We start from the raw sequence: 16,025 nt of genomic DNA, 5'->3' as shown, positions 1-16,025 counted from the left end.
AGTAGATTGTAAAAAATGTACAAACGAAGAACACGCTCAAAACAGACGTTCGGAATTCTTAATCGTGAAAAAATAAAAGTTAGTTAAATTAAGTGAATAAAAAAATCCCGACTCAAATTGAATCGGGATTTTTTTTTAATTATCAGAAGCAAACCATTCTGCAAATGAAGTTTCTGTTTCTTGAAGTCTAAGTGAAAATAAATTAATATTTTTTGGAAGACGCTTTACTATTTTGTCAGCGAAATCAATTACCATATTTTCACTGGTAGGTTGATAATCTACTAAAATCACATGATGGTCTCTATCTCTCAGCTCTTTTGCTAATTCTACATGAGGTGTATTTTGGTTAAATACAGTTGCATGATCAAAGTTGTCAACAATTTCTTCTTTAACAATTTTTTTCAAATCAGTAAAGTCTATAACCATTCCGTATTTTACATTTGAAGCATCTGTAATTGGTTTTCCTATTACAGTTACAGATAATTTATAACTATGACCATGAACATTTTTGCACTTTCCATCATATCCATATAATGCATGTCCTGTCTCAAAAGTAAATTGTTTTGTTATTCTTATATTACTCATATATGATATATTATAAATGCAAATTTACTAAATTAATGTCATTTATTTTATTTCCTAATTAACACTATATTTGTTCACTTTTAAATATGGAAGATTTACAGTTAAATACAAAATACGAAAAGATTATTGATGATCTTTTAAATCAACAGTACAGCATTGTTGACGATTTCTTTTTGGCAGAAGAAGTTGAAAACCTTCGTTCAAGTTTAATTGATAAATACGATGAAGAAGATTTTAAAAAAGCTGCAATAGGTAACCAATTTAATGAGTTAATTGCTAAGGCCATAAGAGGTGATTTTATTTTTTGGATAGATGAAAAACTCGCAAACAAAGAAGAGCAGGTGTTCTTTGATAAAATTGAGCATTTTACTAATTATTTGAATAGAACCTGTTTTTTAGGAATTCAAGAAAGAGAATTTCATTATGCTCTTTACCCTAAAGAAACTTTTTACAAAAGACATTTGGACACTTTCCAAAATGATGACAGTAGAAAATTATCATTAGTTTGTTATTTAAATGATGAAGATTGGTTGCCAGAATATGGAGGCGAATTAGTTATTTACAAGGAAGGCGAAGAGGATATTAAAATATATCCATTAAAAGGAAGAATGGTGGTTTTTGAAAGCCAAATCCTTGAACACGAAGTTAAACCTGTAAAAAAAGAACGTTTAAGTATTACAGGATGGTTAAAAACAAGAAAGCTGTAACATTTCTGTTACAGCTTTCTTTATTTTTTAAATTTAGTTAAAGCTTCTTTTGTAAATTCAGATAAAACTAGTTTTCCTGAGATTTCAGCTCTTTCATAAAGTAGAGTATCCCAATTTTCTGTTCCTTCCCAAATCACTTTTTTCATTTTATTAAGTGCTTCAGGGTTGTAGCTAGATAGATTTAAAGCAAAAATATTTAAAGAATTGTCTAATTCTTCAGCAGTATTAAATAGTTGAGTAAACAAGCCTTTATTTAAAGCCCACTCTGCATTTTTCCATTCGGTAGCTGCTAAAGTCATTTCTGTCATTGCAGTTTTTCCAATTTTTCTAGAAACCGCTGGCTCTATTACAAATGGACCAATACCTATAGCTAATTCTGACAATTTTGTAGAAGCATTATTAGTCGCAAAAACACAATCACAAGCAGAAATTATTCCCACTCCACCGCCAACAGCTTTTCCATGAACTCTCCCTATAATAATTTTGGAACAAGTGCGCATTGCATTAATTACATTGGCAAAGCCGGAAAAAAAGAGTTTACCCTCATCTAAGTTGCTAACTTCTAAAAGCTCATCGAAAGAAGCGCCAGCACAAAATGCGCCATTACCTTCACTTTTTAAAACAATTAAATTAATATTATTATTTACGCTCAAGGTATTTAATTCTTGAGTTAAATTATCAAGTAATAGGCTAGGAAAAGAATTACTAGCAGGGTGAAAAAAACTAACAGTTGCTATATTATTATCAATAGATGTTTTAATTACTCCGTCCATATTATCTAATTAAGCTAAAGTGTGATTTAAATTCTTTTCTAACGTTATTTTCAGTGTATTCAATTCTAAACCAATAATCTGTTGAAGGTAATAATTGACCATTAAGTGTACCATTCCAACCAGCTTCATTCGGGCTAATTTGTTTTAGTAATTTCCCATATCTATCATAAATATATATAATAGCAGCAAAACTATTGTCTAAGCCAAATACATTCCATGTATCATGATAGCCGTCTCCATTAGGAGTAAAAAAGTTAGGGTATGTTACTGCAAATAAATTAGAAACAGATAGCATATCACAACCTTGAAGATCTCTTACGTATGCTGTATAAGTCCCATTTGGTAAATTTGTAAAAGTTGGGCTAGATTGCCAATCAATTAAATTCAAACTGTATTCGTATACTCCATAACCACCTGTAGCAATGCATTCTATTGTTGTTAAGCCAGAAGAAAAAGCTGGAGTAACAACACTTGCAGTAAATGTAGCAGGTTCTGAAGAAAAAGTAGCCGTTATACTATCATTATAGTTTTGACAACCGGTATCAGTATTTGTTACAATTACAGAATATGTTCCGCCTTGGGTAATGTCAAATTGTGCACTTTCATTTCCTAATGCATCAACATTTGGGTTTGTAGGTGTCCAAGTATAAGAAAAATTTCCAGCACTACTAGGTGTTGCATCTACTATTTCAGAGCCTATTCCTGTAATAGGATCAATACAAAGAGTAAAATCAACTCCTAAATCAACTTCAGGTAAAGGGTTTACAATTAGTTGAAGTTCTTTAATTCCTTTACAACCACTATCAGTATTTAAACGACTATCAACTCTTGCCCAAATGGATTGAGTATTCGCTGTTATATTTCTATAATTTGTTGTATTTGGTATAGGGTTTGCAATTAATAAAGCGTCATTATAAGATTCATAATATGTAATTACAAGAAATGGTCTTTGGGCTGCAAGAAAAATATCTTTGAATAATTGTGTAAATGCGGTTTCAATATCAAAATTATCGAAACCATCATTATCTAAATTAGTTGCATCTACATAATCATCACACTCTTCTAATGGCGCAGGGTTAAATGATGCTGGAATTTGCGTAGTAGAAACGACTAAGTTTACTTTAGTTACCCTATAGCACCCTTTTGTAGTTTGACTTCTTGCCCAAACAATAGTTCCATCTGACGCAAAATAATTTAAATCATTAGCAACTAAATCAGTGCTGTTGTTTGCTCCTGATTGTGAGTTGTGATATGTAAATGTTAAGCTAGTGTCATTAGTAATAGAGCGATTAGCATCAGTTAAATTAAAATATGTTCTAGCATCAGTGTCATCATCACATTGTTTCAGAACAACTTCATTAAGAACAACTGGTTTTGGGTTAACAACCAAGTTAAAAGATGTTGTAGTGTAACAACGAGTAGTTGTATTTGTTAGGCGAACATATATTATTCTATTTCCAGTATGAATTGAAGTAATTGCATTTGTTCCTGCAGTTGCTTCAGTCGGTAAATTATGATAAGTAACATTAATTCCTGTTTGTCCGTTTAAAACATCACTATTTTTATTTGTTAATGTAAAAACTGTTTGTCCGTTTACGTCATCACTATCAACTAAAATGTTATCACATTCTTCATAATCAGCAATTGGAATAATTAATGGAGTTTGGTTTACAGTAATCGTTATAGTTGCAGAAACTCTATCGCAAACACCACTTGCTGGTATTGTGTAAGTATAATTTCCTGAAATATTAGTTGAAGGATCTAGATTACCATTTGGCATAGAAGTTCCATTGAATGTCCAGTTTCCGCCAGTAGTTACACCACTTCCTAATAAAGTAAACAAATCTATAACCGCATCTGTAGTACAAAATGATTGACTTGAACTAGTTCCTGCAAAAGGACCCGGTTGAATAGGTAAAACAGTTATTTTAACAGGAAAAGGGCTTGTTGTTCCATCACAGATTTTAGTAAAAGTATAAAAATAATCACCAGGAAGGTTTACTGCAGGGTCAAATAAATTTCCATTTAAATTTGGAGCGCCAGCTGGAACTGTCCAAATCCCACCGGGTTCTGGATTTCCAGGAATTTCTTCATATAAATTAACTATAGAATTAGAGCAAATGGTAGTTTCAGAGTCTCTAGGTAAAGCGCCAAAACCTGAAAAATAACCACCGTACCCAGCAGCTTGACCGTCTGTGCCAAATACACCAACTGCAAGTGCTCCAGTTGAAACAACACTAACGTCTCCATTTAAATTAGGAACGTTATAGGTTACCCAGTTAGCATTTCCAACTACGGAAAGAGGTGTTGTGGTAATAGGCAATCCATTTATTGTTACAGTTGAACCCGTTTCGGTTGCAATAATAATTCGACTGTCTGAATATGTAGTATTTCCAATTCTGTTGAATTGCGGTATTGCGTCAACACTTTTTTGCCAAAAGCAATTTAAAGGCGGTATAAAATAAAATCCCGTAGTAGCGTCACTTTGGCTACCTGCTACAATTTGATATAAAAAAACTGGTTTAGAGGTATTTATATACATGTTTTTGTTTGTGCCAACACCTTGAAAATTTGAATCGGGAATTAAAAAATAGTTTCCCGCATTTAATGTAGCAATCGGTGTTGTACTGCCATTAACAAAAACTTGAGTGTTGTCTTCGTGAGCAATAACAAGGGGTTTTTCAGATAACGAACTACCGTTTCCTCTCATGATAACATACTCATCACCTACTTGGTCTAATGGAACAATTTGATCTAGATTAAAATCTTGCCCATCTCCTGAACCAGACATTCCACCAGCTAAATTACCCGTGTTTACTACAATTGGCTTGTTTGAAGTTAATAATGCTCCTACAAAACCATCTAGATTTGCAGCAACATTTGTATAACCTGAGACCACTACACTTTGTCCTTTATTTAAATTGAAAGTTTGAGAAGTTGCACTTATAACGTTACTTCCTTGAATAAATTCAATGTTTGCATTGTAATTTGATAAGTTTACAACAGTATTGTCTTCAGTGGCCATAAAACTAGAAACAAAATTTCGAATACCTCCATAGTCTGACTGAGGCAAACTACCCAATCTAAAAATTGTACCCGCTCCTGTTAATCCTTTTGAAGATAAAAATTCAGCATGATTTCCAGATCTAACTCTAAAACTAGCATAAAAATCAAATGGGGCTTCTAAAATTAAACCTTTTCTAGAAACAACACTACCAACATTAATTCTGTCTAAAAACATTACCGAAGGCTGACTGTTTCCTATTAATATTCTTATAGGATTTCCTTGAGAAAGAGTGAAAGGAGAGCCGGCTATAGGGTTTTGGTCACCATCAGTAACCGTAACCTGAAAAGGGGTAGGTTCAGGTGTAGCTAAATATAAATAATGATCTGAAATTAGACCAGCTTGTGAGCTTTCATTTGCATGCAAAGGCGGAATCCAGTGTTTGTTACTTAATTGGGAAACAGCTAAGTTGCTAATAAACAATATTATAATAAGTAGAAAACGTTTCATTTGGGTTGTTTTTCATATAAAAATGTAAAATTAATTAGATTATTAGAATAATTCTAAATAATTAACTAAAAATATGCTCTTAATTGTATGTTTCCTATGTGAATAGTGTTACTTGTCTCAGATTTTCTTCCTTGATAGTTAATATTTACGTCTAAGTATTGCGTAATATTTTTTTGTAAAAGTAAGCGCCAAACTCCATTTTTCCCGTTTTGTAAGCCTTTTAACATTTGAAACCCTACTGGAGATGTTGCATTTCCACTAAAATTATTGTCATAAAAAGCATATTCTCCATTAATTGAAAATCCTTTTTCGCTATTAAATGTAAAGGATGATCCAAACTTATTTTGGGTTGCTTTTTCCATTAAATTTATGGTGTTTTCTTGATTTTTGAATTCGTAAAAAACATCTAAACTTGCATTTTTAGAAAATAAATAAGAGATTTTTGGAGCCAATTCATAGCTGTTGATGAAAAAATTTCGAGTTGCATAATTATCAGATAAACTTTCTGAGGTTCCTATTGAACTGTTCATTTGCAACAACCAACTTTTTTGCAACAAATGCATGTATTGGAATTGGTGTGAACGTAAGTTGTTTTCTTGCGAACCAATACTCAATAAGTTTTTTAATGAATTAGTTAGATATGAATAGGTAGTTGAATGTTTTTGTTTTCCTCTGTTGAAATACAAGTTGTTTCTAAAAGAATTATTTTGACCCAATATGCTTTCACTTGAACCATCAAAAGGATTGAGATTAAATTCATTTGAATCACGAATGTTTTTTCGTTCAACTAATAATGAAGTTTGGTTATAAAAATGAGACATAAATTTTTTGAATCCGTTTTCGTTTTGCCACACTACACCATTAAAAGCAATAGATTGCGAAAATTTATTTTTATTGGTTTTAACAAAAACTTGATTTGGCAAAAAGACTCTAACATATTTTGCTTGATCTACAAATGGAGCAATTTCAAACTCTTGAAGCTCCTGAATTCCGTTATTATTATAGTCATTCCACGCATAAACACCTTGACCTGGTTCTACTTCAAGATAAGTAAATTCTTGCTGTGCAATTGTTCCAGAAGTGGTTTCGTAAACGGTTGTAAACTGAATTAATTGTTCGAAAAAATGAGTGTTAAATAAAATTCTCGAATTTAAAGAAGGTTCATTTTCTCTATTGTCTTCATATTTTAAATTTCTGTAATTTATAAAAACATTTAGGTTGCTTTTTTCGTTTTTAATTAACTGAGATTTTAAATAATATGAATTAGACTGATTTACTCTTTTTAAAACTCCACTTTGTAAACTGTCATTTACTCTATTTAAATAACCTAATTCTACAAATACTTTGGTAGAATCTCCATGACCAATGAAACCTCCATATTCTGAAAACCGCTGACTTAAATTACTTAAATCATTCGTACTCATTAATGTTTCTTTATTGTTTTCATGTCTAAAACTTCCGCCAACCCAATTTTTTCCAAAATGATATTTTAATTGATTTTGAGTTCTAAAAAATTTAGACTTAGCATATGAACCATCACTTTTTAAAATACTTGTTTCGGTATTTAAAACACTTTTTTTATGTTTCAAAAGCCCTGATACACGATGTTTATTTCCAGAAAAGTTTTCGGAGAAATCTAATTTTTCAAATTGGTATTTTGCAAAGCCATTCTTTTTCAAATTAAAATTCAATCCGCTGGAAACTAAACTTTGGTTACCTAATGGGCTTGTTAAATTCCAATCTCTATTAAATTCAATAGTAAACAAACGTTCAATGCTTCTAAAATCTTTTTGAATAAATTGAACATTTGTAAAAGCATCAATGTCAATTTTCCCCGAATAAACTCTTTGATTAACCTCTAGTTTTCCTGCAATTCCTTTGTTGTCGTTATCATCAATACTTGAGTATAAATTTTTATCATTATTACTCACTGCAATTTCAAAATCGACATTAGTTTTTTCAGTAGGTGTATAGCTTCCTAAAACAGTTGCTATTTGAATTTTTGTTGGTGCAATTAACGGAATTGTAGGTTCAAAATTTCCTTGAGGAATTCCAGCTACAGGAGAGACGTATTCATAAATTTTTCCTACGGTATTATTGTTACTTAAAATGTAATTCCCAAGATTATTTCCTACGAAAGTAAATCGTACGTTGTATAATTCATCTGCTTCATTATTAGAAAAAACAAATGCTTCAACGGCACCAATAAACTCTTTTTTGTATAAAATTTTATTATCAGAATATGAATCTAAATAAGCAGAAGGAGCCGTCATAAGGGTGTTGTCATCACCAGCATCCTGTAAAATTCCAACTTGTTCAGCCGATAAATTTTGTTGTAGAGGCTGGTTTTTCACATCATTTTCAGAATAAACAAAACCGCCAATTTTAAACTTTTCTTGTTCGTGAGTTATGCCGCCATAAGTCACAAACCGAGTGAAATTTCTATCGGTATATTGATATTCTATATTAATTCGCATTTCAGAAGTTATAGGAAAAACGGAATTAAAAACTACTTCACCCGCATTATAATCAATAATATAATCGTTGTTTTCTCCGCGTTCTAATAAAATTCCGTTTACATAAACACGTTCCGAACCTGAAATAACTAAAACATATAGTTCTCCATTATTTCCTTTCAATTTATACGGACCTTGATTTCCTTCTTGACCTGTAAATGAACTTCTTGCATATTGCCCTCGAACTAATGCTGCAGACGCAAAAATATCGGTCTTTTTTTCGGGTGTCCCCAAAGTAAAATGCGTAGAAAGACCCTGTACTTTTTTATTGAAATTTAAAAATTGAGATTGTCTGTTTTCTAAAAATAAATCTCCAGCTCTTATGTTCCAATTGTCTGAAAACAATTCAATAAAAATTTGATCAAATTCGTCTAATTTTTGAGAATAACCTCCATCTTGTAAAGGAATATTACTGTCTTGAATAGAAGCTCTAAGACTTACTTTGTCAGAAATTTTTCCAGTGATTTGTAAATCTAAATTTGAGTTTACTACTGTATTTTGATTATTTCCAACAGTAATTCCTCGCGATATACTTCCAGAAGTTGTTAATCCGTCGAAAGGTTTGAAGATGCTTTTTTGTTCCTTATTAATAGTATAAAGTTTTCCGGCTTCGTTAGAAACTACTTTATCATCATCATAAATAGAATAGGTTTTGGTTAAAAAGTCAGGAAATTTTAAATAGCGAACAGTTAAAGAATCATTTGAAATAAAATTCTTTTTAAAGACTAATGTGCTTTTTTTAAAATCTACAGAATAATTTGTAGAATCAATGTTGTTGCCGTTTTTATCTAAAATTTTAAAAAAAGCTTTGTTTATGCTTACTTTTTCAATGAAAACTGTGTCATTAGAAACGGCAATTTTTTTAGATTTATAAGGCGTTTCTATTTCTTGGGCAAATATGCCAGAAACAAAAAATAGAAAAATCCATAAAATCCATCTATGTGCCATAAATACTATAACTCCTATTTTTCAAAAGTAGTATTTATAAGCCTAATTCTTTATGAATTAAACTAAATAAACGTATTTTACAGTAACAGTTCTATTCTTTTGTTACAATTTGCATCGTCTCTCTTGAGATTTGTTTTAATAAAACTGTTTTATTGTTTTCAACAATTTCAGCTACTTTTTCATCAAAATGTCTAATGGTATAAAGCGACACATTTTCGTTAAATGTTACTTTGAATTTTTTAGCTAAAACGTTTTTCACTTCATTAAAATTATTGAATTTATCTTCAATACAAACCGAAAAACTAATGGCCGAATTTTGAATAAGATTTACTTTTAATTTATGCTGGTGGAAAAGAGAAAATATTTCGCTAATGTGTTCTTCCATAATAAATGAAAAATCTATTGAAGAAAGCGAAAGTAATAATTGCCCTTTTTTAACAATATAACAAGGAATATGCGGTTCTAAATCAGCGCCGCGAGAAACACTTGTTCCAGGTAAAAGCGGATTAATAAACGATTTTACATATAAAGGAATTTCCTTTTTTTGAAGCGGTTGTAACGTTTTTGGATGAATAACGCTTGCTCCATAAAATGCTAATTCAATTGCTTCCCGATAGGAGATTTGGTTTAGTAAAATAGCATTTTCAAAATAACGAGGATCAGCATTTAAAACTCCAGGAACATCTTTCCAAATGGTAACACTTTCTGCGCCTAAACAATAGGCAAAAATAGCAGCGCTATAATCTGAACCTTCTCGTCCTAAAGTTGTTGTGAAATTATTTTCATCAGCACCTAGAAAACCTTGCGTAATGTTTAAAGTATTCTTTTTTATATTTTTTGTTATTTTATTTTGAGTTGCTTCCCAATCAACATTTGCGTCTCGGTAAGTGTTGTCTGTTTTTATAAGATTACGCACGTCAATCCAGTTATTAGTAATTCCTTTTTCATTAAAATAAGCACTAACAATTGTTGTTGATAAAAGTTCACCATAACTTACAATTTGGTCGTAAACAAAATTATAGTTTGGAGATTTGTTGCTTCTAATAAAATATTCCAAATCTTCAAAATGACTATTTACCGTATAAAAAGCATCGTGTTCTTCGTCATCAAATAAATCTAGTAAAATTTGATTATGGTATTTTTTCACTTCTTGTATAGATGATTGCAAAGCTGGAGATTTGTCGAAATAATTTTTAATTACTTCTTCAAAAGCATTGGTTGTTTTTCCCATTGCAGAAATAATAACCAAGACATTTTCATGTCCTACTTGCTCCATTACATTTAGAATGTTTTTTACACCATCAGCATCTTTTGCAGATGCACCTCCAAATTTGAATATTTTCATTTTTAATTAAGCTTTATTGTTTTTTACAAAAGATTCAATACCCGCTTCGTCCATTTGAACAACATACCAATCTTTTAATATTTTTGCGCCAGATTTTTTATAGAAATTAATAGCATTTGTATTCCAATCTAAAACATTCCATTCAATTCTACGCACATTGTCTTCTTTTCCTTGTTTTATGATTTCGCTATAAAGTGCAATTCCGGCTCCCGTTCCACGAGCAGATTCTTTAACTACTAAATCTTCTAAATGAATAGTTTTTCCTTTCCAAGTTGAGTATCGATAGTAATATAATGCTATTCCAATAATCTGACTGTCTCTTTCGGCTATAAAAGTATGAAAAAGTGGTTGTTCACAAAAACCATCGCGAATTAAATCTTCAACTGTAACAACAACAGCGTCTGGTTCTTTTTCAAATATTGCAAGTTCAATAATAAGATCTAAAACGGCTTGCATGTCTTTCGGCTCTCCTTTTCTAATAATCATTCTAGTGTAGATTTGTTTATAGAGTACAAAAATAAGATTCTGACAAACATATAGCGAAATAATTTACTCATTTCACAAAAAACACGATATTTGTAGCATAACACAACAACATTTATTACTAATGGAAGAAAGAAATACAACTTTAGGAGAATTTATTATTGAAAATCAAACGTCTTTTCAATATTCTACTGGAGAATTGTCAAGAATAATTAACTCTATACGTTTAGCTGCAAAAGTAGTTAACTACAAAGTTAATAAAGCAGGGTTGGTTGATATTGTTGGTGCTGCAGGAGAACAAAATATTCAAGGTGAAGATCAACAGAAGTTAGATGTTTACGCAAACGAAATTTTCATTCAAACTTTAATTAATCGAGAAATTGTTTGTGGAATTGCTTCCGAAGAAAATGATGACTTTATTACTGTTGCGGGTTCAGATAAAAGCCATAACAATAAATATGTTGTTTTAATGGATCCTTTAGACGGCTCGTCTAATATTGATGTAAATGTTTCTGTGGGAACAATTTTTTCTGTTTTTAGAAGAATTTCTCCAGTGGGAACGCCAGTTACTGAAGCTGATTTTTTACAAAAAGGAGTAAATCAAGTAGCTGCGGGTTATGTAATTTACGGAACATCTACTATGATTGTTTATACAACAGGTCATGGTGTTAACGGATTTACATTAAACCCTGCAATTGGAACGTTTTACTTATCGCATCCAAATATGCAGTTTTCAAAAGATGGAAACATATATTCTATCAACGAAGGAAATTACACTCATTTTCCTCAAGGTGTAAAAAATTATTTAAAATATTGTCAAGCAGAAGAAGGAGATAGACCTTATACTTCTAGATATATTGGAAGTTTGGTTTCTGACTTTCATCGTAATATGATTAAAGGCGGAATTTATATTTACCCAACAAGTTCTAAAGCACCAAAAGGTAAATTAAGATTGTTATATGAATGTAACCCAATGGCTTTTATTGCTGAACAAGCCGGCGGTAAGGCTTCAGATGGGCATGGAAGAATAATGGAAATTGAACCAACCGAACTGCATCAAAGAGTTCCGTTTTTCTGTGGAAGTTCTAACATGGTAGAAAAAGCTGAAGAATTCATGAAGAATTCATAATAATAAAAAAGCCCTTCATAGTTAAATGAAGGGCTTTTTTCTTTTATTTATTCATGTGTTGCATTTCATACATAAAAGTATCTAAATCTACATTTAGTACCAATAATGAAAGTGCTTTATCTACAATGTGATTAACGTTACTTGGCGTAAACCCTAATCCTAATGAAAAACGAGTTAAGATTTGTTTTTGTTTTGGTCCTAATATATGGTCAGCATAAACCATTCTAGCCAAATCATATAATCTTTCAAGCCTTTGTGTATATAAAACTGGAGGATTGATAGGGTATTTTGAAGGATTTTCTAAAATCTCTTCATATTCTGCTTGAGAAATTTCAAGTCTAGTCGCTAATTTGTCTAAAAATTCTCTTTCTTCTGAAGTTAATTCTCCATCCGATAAAGCAACTCTAACAATTGCAGAAAAATGACTTTTATTTCTGTTTTTAAATTCGTTATCAAATAAATCTGAAAATGACATAATTGTATATATTAATGTTATGCAAATATACTTTATATTTCATTTTTTAGAAAAAAAATACAAGGTTTTATTAAAGGGTTTAATAAATTATAAAATAAATTGTAAGTTTGAATAACCCAAATAAATATACCTATGTCACAATTTTGGCTTTATTTTAAATTAGGACTTGAGCACGTTTTAGATATTCATGCTTACGATCATATTATGTTTTTAGTCGCTTTAATGGTTCCTTATGCATTTAAAGACTGGAAACGCGTTTTTTTATTAGTTTCACTATTCACTTTAGGACATACATTATCATTATTATTATCTGTTTTTGGAACAGTTTCTATTGCTCCAAAATATGTGGAATTTTTAATTCCTATTACAATATTAGTAACTGCGATATTTCATTTGTTTACAGCAGGAAAATCATCTAGAAAAGAAAGTATTTCATTTGTTGCTGTAGTTACATTGTTTTTTGGCATAATTCATGGATTAGGGTTCTCAAATTATTTTAATTCTATTTTACCTGGAAGTGCAGCAGACAAATTATTACCATTATTAGAATTCGCATTAGGTATAGAAGCTTCACAAATAATTGTTGTATTTGTGGTGCTAGTAGTTAGCTATATTGCACAAACATTCTTTAGATTTTCAAAAAGAGACTGGGCATTAGTATTGTCAGCTTTTATAATTGGTGTAGTTTTGCCAATGTTAATTGAAAATGAAATTTGGAATAGATAATGTCAGAAAAAAGAGAAAAATACGATAAAGCATATTTGCGAATTGCCAAAGAATGGGGTCAATTGTCATATTGTAAAAGAAAACAAGTTGGCGCAATTATTGTAAAAGATAGAATGATTATTTCTGACGGGTACAATGGTACACCTTCAGGTTTTGAAAATTGCTGTGAAGATGATGATAATCTTACAAAATGGTATGTTTTGCACGCAGAAGCAAATGCAATTCTAAAAGTTGCTCGTTCAACACAGTCTTGCGAAAATGCTACATTATATATTACACTTTCTCCATGTAAAGATTGCAGTAAGTTAATTCATCAATCAGGAATAAAAAGAGTGGTTTATAATCAGGAATACAAAGATACTTCAGGTGTAGATTTCTTAAAGAAAGCAGGAGTAGAAGTAGAGTTATTGTCAGACTTAACTAAATAAGATGAAAGTTAATAAAATTTATTTTCCCATAATAATTGCAATGGCAGTAGCCTTTGGCTTGCTTTTGGGAAATAGATTAAATAACTCACCTGAACTTTCTGATAAAAACACTTATAAGAACAAACTAAATAAACTTATAGATTTTATTGAAAGAGAATATGTTGATGATATTAATACCGATTCTATAGTAGATTTAACTGTAAACGGTATTCTCGAAAATCTAGATCCACATTCTGTATACATTGCTAAAAATGAACTTGAATCTGTAAATGAAAGCATGAAAGGTGATTTCGTAGGCATCGGTGTAAATTTTTATATGTATAAAGATACATTAGCAGTTATAAGGCCAACACTAAATGGCCCTTCTGAAAAAGCTGGAATTTTAGCTGGAGATAGAATTTTATTTGCAGGTAAAACCCAATTGTTTGATAAAAATATTTCTAACGATACTTTATTAGCCAAATTAAAAGGAGAAGAAAATTCAAAAATAGAACTTTTAGTTTATAGAAAATCAGTTAATAAAAAATATAAATTCACTGTAACCAGAGGAGTTGTTCCAATAAAGAGTGTTGATATTTCTTTAATGGTAAAAAACAAAACAGGTTATATTAAAATAAACCGATTCTCAGAAACAACTTATACCGAATTCCACAAAGCACTCGTTGATTTAAAGAAACAAGGCATGAATGAACTAATTATCGATTTAAGAGATAATGGCGGTGGTTATCTAGAAATTGCAAATCAAATTGCTGATGAAATTTTAAAAGAGAATGTACTAATCGTTAAAACGAAAAACAAAAAAGGAAAAGTTGATGAAACTTTGGCTACCAAAAAAGGTGATTTCGAAAACGGGAAAGTTTATATTTTAATTAATGAAAACAGTGCTTCTGCAAGTGAAATTTTAGCAGGTGCAGTTCAGGACAATGATAGAGGAACAATTGTAGGGAGAAGATCTTTTGGAAAAGGATTAGTTCAACGTGAAATGTCTTTGGGCGATGGATCTGCAGTTCGATTAACGGTTGCAAGATATTACACACCTTCAGGGCGTTCAATTCAAAAACCTTATGCAGACAAAGGCGTACAGTATTTTAACGAATTTGAAAAGCGTTTTGAAAGCGGAGAATTATACGAAGCCGACACTATAAAAGTAGCCGACAGTTTAAAATTTAAAACCAAAAAAGGAAGAATTGTTTACGGCGGCGGCGGAATTTCACCAGATGTTTTTGTGCCTTTCCAGGCTAAAAATGGAGATGAGGTTACACTTTTGGTAATGCAATCAGGATTGTTGAGTTATTATGTTTTTGAACAAATAGACAATGATAGAAACTTCTTCAATAAATTAACAAAAGAACAATTAAGAGAAGAGTTGCTGAATAATGAAAAGTATTTATCAGACTTCAAAAAATACGTTGCACAAAGCGGATTTATTTTAAATTTCTCTTCGGAAAAAGAAAAAGTAAACAATTATTTATTTGCCGAATTTGTCAAACAACTGTTTGATGAAAAGGAATATTACCAAATCATTTTAAATGAAGATGATATGGTAAAGAAGGTGTTGGAAATTAAATAAGTTATTTATTCACAGCATCATGAACCTGAACAGGTTTTCCATCATTCCATATAGTTAAAATATCGGTTGCTGCACTTGCGCCACTTCCGGCTGCAATAGAAAGCTGGCTTCTGTGTCCTGCTAAAACGCCAATGGCATAAATGCCTTCATCAACAAGATGATCTTCATTTTTCAATTGAATTCTGTTTTTTTCAGTAGCTGCTTTTTTATGAGGAATGATATAGTTTTCTAATCCTTCTATTGTAAATGGATTTCCAGCGCCAATTCCGATAACGACAATTTTAGAAGTGTATTTTTTTTTGTTGGTTTCAATTAGAAAGGCAGAAGTTTGTTTTACAATTCGTAAAACTTTTTCGTCTTCAATTTGCTCAACATGAGGGTAAAGTTCTTTTAGTTGTTCAGTGGTTTCAATAAGTAATTCTGAGCCTAATTTCCCTTTTGAAACACCATACGCATTATTAAAAACTGCATTTTGTAAAGAAGATGCTTTTTGATGTGCAATGATTCCAATTTTCTTGTGCTCTGCAAAAGTTTTTTTACATGCAGAACCTAAAATTAGTGCACATGAAACAGAAGAAACACCTCCGCCAATAATTAAAGCATCAAACATAAACTATAAGTTTTTTGTTTTTTCTTCGATGGTTTTAGACATTTTTAAAATGACAATTAAAATAACTGCACACAAAGTGGCAACAACTCCTATTAAAGCAACCGATGAATTTCCTTCAAGCGGATTACTTGTGTCTATTTGTGAAACATTTAAGCCAATTAATAATACGGCTAAAACAATAACGATGTATGTAAATATTTTCATTTCAATCAAATT

At 30.9% G+C, this 16,025-nt stretch carries 14 protein-coding genes; 5 read left to right on the top strand and 9 right to left on the bottom strand.

Annotated elements, in window-relative coordinates:
* Positions 1-135: 135 nt before the first annotated feature.
* The gene (locus UXY25_RS11905; RefSeq protein WP_320816246.1) at positions 136-585 is read right to left on the bottom strand and encodes a 6-carboxytetrahydropterin synthase; all 450 of its coding nucleotides are present in this window, start codon (positions 583-585) and stop codon (positions 136-138) included.
* Between the two features lie 86 nt (positions 586-671).
* On the opposite strand from UXY25_RS11905, the gene UXY25_RS11900 reads away from it, so the two are divergent.
* Complete coding sequence (locus UXY25_RS11900; protein WP_320816245.1) at positions 672-1,292, top strand: 2OG-Fe(II) oxygenase; 621 nt, start codon at positions 672-674, stop codon at positions 1,290-1,292.
* Between the two features lie 20 nt (positions 1,293-1,312).
* On the opposite strand, the gene UXY25_RS11895 is transcribed toward UXY25_RS11900, so the two are convergent.
* From UXY25_RS11895 to UXY25_RS11875, 5 genes are all read right to left on the bottom strand, one after another.
* Complete coding sequence (locus UXY25_RS11895; RefSeq protein ID WP_320816244.1) at positions 1,313-2,065, bottom strand: enoyl-CoA hydratase/isomerase family protein; 753 nt, start codon at positions 2,063-2,065, stop codon at positions 1,313-1,315.
* A gap of 1 nt (position 2,066) precedes the next feature.
* On the bottom strand, positions 2,067-5,579 hold the full coding sequence (locus UXY25_RS11890) for a T9SS type B sorting domain-containing protein (protein WP_320816243.1): 3,513 nt from the start codon (positions 5,577-5,579) through the stop codon (positions 2,067-2,069).
* Positions 5,580-5,644: 65 nt separating this feature from the next.
* The gene (locus tag UXY25_RS11885) at positions 5,645-9,043 is read right to left on the bottom strand and encodes a hypothetical protein (protein ID WP_320816242.1); all 3,399 of its coding nucleotides are present in this window, start codon (positions 9,041-9,043) and stop codon (positions 5,645-5,647) included.
* 91 nt (positions 9,044-9,134) lie between these two features.
* Positions 9,135-10,388, bottom strand: coding sequence for an aspartate kinase (locus tag UXY25_RS11880; protein ID WP_320816241.1), 1,254 nt, complete (start codon positions 10,386-10,388; stop codon positions 9,135-9,137).
* Between the two features lie 6 nt (positions 10,389-10,394).
* A complete protein-coding gene (locus UXY25_RS11875) occupies positions 10,395-10,874 on the bottom strand; it encodes a GNAT family N-acetyltransferase (RefSeq protein WP_320816240.1) in 480 nt (159 codons plus the stop codon).
* Between the two features lie 121 nt (positions 10,875-10,995).
* On the opposite strand from UXY25_RS11875, the gene fbp reads away from it, so the two are divergent.
* A complete protein-coding gene (fbp, locus tag UXY25_RS11870; protein ID WP_320816239.1) occupies positions 10,996-12,000 on the top strand; it encodes a class 1 fructose-bisphosphatase in 1,005 nt (334 codons plus the stop codon).
* 43 nt (positions 12,001-12,043) lie between these two features.
* On the opposite strand, the gene UXY25_RS11865 is transcribed toward fbp, so the two are convergent.
* Positions 12,044-12,475 (bottom strand): TerB family tellurite resistance protein, encoded by a 432-nt coding sequence (locus tag UXY25_RS11865; RefSeq protein ID WP_320816238.1) that lies wholly within the window; start codon positions 12,473-12,475, stop codon positions 12,044-12,046.
* Positions 12,476-12,607: 132 nt separating this feature from the next.
* Between UXY25_RS11865 and UXY25_RS11860 the strand changes: the two genes are divergently transcribed.
* From UXY25_RS11860 to UXY25_RS11850, 3 genes are read left to right on the top strand one after another with little or no spacing between them, the layout of a single operon-like run.
* Positions 12,608-13,201 (top strand): HupE/UreJ family protein, encoded by a 594-nt coding sequence (locus tag UXY25_RS11860; RefSeq protein ID WP_320816237.1) that lies wholly within the window; start codon positions 12,608-12,610, stop codon positions 13,199-13,201.
* A complete protein-coding gene (locus tag UXY25_RS11855; protein ID WP_320816236.1) occupies positions 13,201-13,629 on the top strand; it encodes a dCMP deaminase family protein in 429 nt (142 codons plus the stop codon). The genes UXY25_RS11860 and UXY25_RS11855 overlap by 1 nt, the downstream gene beginning before the upstream one ends.
* A gap of 1 nt (position 13,630) precedes the next feature.
* The gene (locus UXY25_RS11850; RefSeq protein WP_320816235.1) at positions 13,631-15,199 is read left to right on the top strand and encodes a S41 family peptidase; all 1,569 of its coding nucleotides are present in this window, start codon (positions 13,631-13,633) and stop codon (positions 15,197-15,199) included.
* A gap of 1 nt (position 15,200) precedes the next feature.
* Here the strand turns inward: UXY25_RS11850 and UXY25_RS11845 are convergent, their stop codons facing one another.
* Positions 15,201-15,809: an FAD-dependent oxidoreductase gene (locus UXY25_RS11845; RefSeq protein ID WP_320816234.1), complete on the bottom strand. Its 609-nt coding sequence runs from the start codon at positions 15,807-15,809 to the stop codon at positions 15,201-15,203.
* 3 nt (positions 15,810-15,812) lie between these two features.
* A complete protein-coding gene (locus tag UXY25_RS11840; RefSeq protein WP_320816233.1) occupies positions 15,813-16,013 on the bottom strand; it encodes a hypothetical protein in 201 nt (66 codons plus the stop codon).
* Between the last annotated feature and the right edge of the window lie 12 nt (positions 16,014-16,025).

This window comes from Flavobacterium sp. (assembly GCF_034111225.1).
Lineage (GTDB): Bacteria > Bacteroidota > Bacteroidia > Flavobacteriales > Flavobacteriaceae > Flavobacterium.
Note: the sequence above shows the minus strand (reverse complement) of the source record. Positions and strands in the feature narration are given on the sequence as shown.

Coding starts and splice junctions, on each gene's coding strand:
- UXY25_RS11905 (WP_320816246.1), bottom strand. CDS start 585: ATGAGTAATATAAGAATAACAAAACAATTTACTTTTGAGACAGGACAT.
- UXY25_RS11900 (WP_320816245.1), top strand. CDS start 672: ATGGAAGATTTACAGTTAAATACAAAATACGAAAAGATTATTGATGAT.
- UXY25_RS11895 (WP_320816244.1), bottom strand. CDS start 2,065: ATGGACGGAGTAATTAAAACATCTATTGATAATAATATAGCAACTGTT.
- UXY25_RS11890 (WP_320816243.1), bottom strand. CDS start 5,579: ATGAAACGTTTTCTACTTATTATAATATTGTTTATTAGCAACTTAGCT.
- UXY25_RS11885 (WP_320816242.1), bottom strand. CDS start 9,043: ATGGCACATAGATGGATTTTATGGATTTTTCTATTTTTTGTTTCTGGC.
- UXY25_RS11880 (WP_320816241.1), bottom strand. CDS start 10,388: ATGAAAATATTCAAATTTGGAGGTGCATCTGCAAAAGATGCTGATGGT.
- UXY25_RS11875 (WP_320816240.1), bottom strand. CDS start 10,874: ATGATTATTAGAAAAGGAGAGCCGAAAGACATGCAAGCCGTTTTAGAT.
- fbp (WP_320816239.1), top strand. CDS start 10,996: ATGGAAGAAAGAAATACAACTTTAGGAGAATTTATTATTGAAAATCAA.
- UXY25_RS11865 (WP_320816238.1), bottom strand. CDS start 12,475: ATGTCATTTTCAGATTTATTTGATAACGAATTTAAAAACAGAAATAAA.
- UXY25_RS11860 (WP_320816237.1), top strand. CDS start 12,608: ATGTCACAATTTTGGCTTTATTTTAAATTAGGACTTGAGCACGTTTTA.
- UXY25_RS11855 (WP_320816236.1), top strand. CDS start 13,201: ATGTCAGAAAAAAGAGAAAAATACGATAAAGCATATTTGCGAATTGCC.
- UXY25_RS11850 (WP_320816235.1), top strand. CDS start 13,631: ATGAAAGTTAATAAAATTTATTTTCCCATAATAATTGCAATGGCAGTA.
- UXY25_RS11845 (WP_320816234.1), bottom strand. CDS start 15,809: ATGTTTGATGCTTTAATTATTGGCGGAGGTGTTTCTTCTGTTTCATGT.
- UXY25_RS11840 (WP_320816233.1), bottom strand. CDS start 16,013: ATGAAAATATTTACATACATCGTTATTGTTTTAGCCGTATTATTAATT.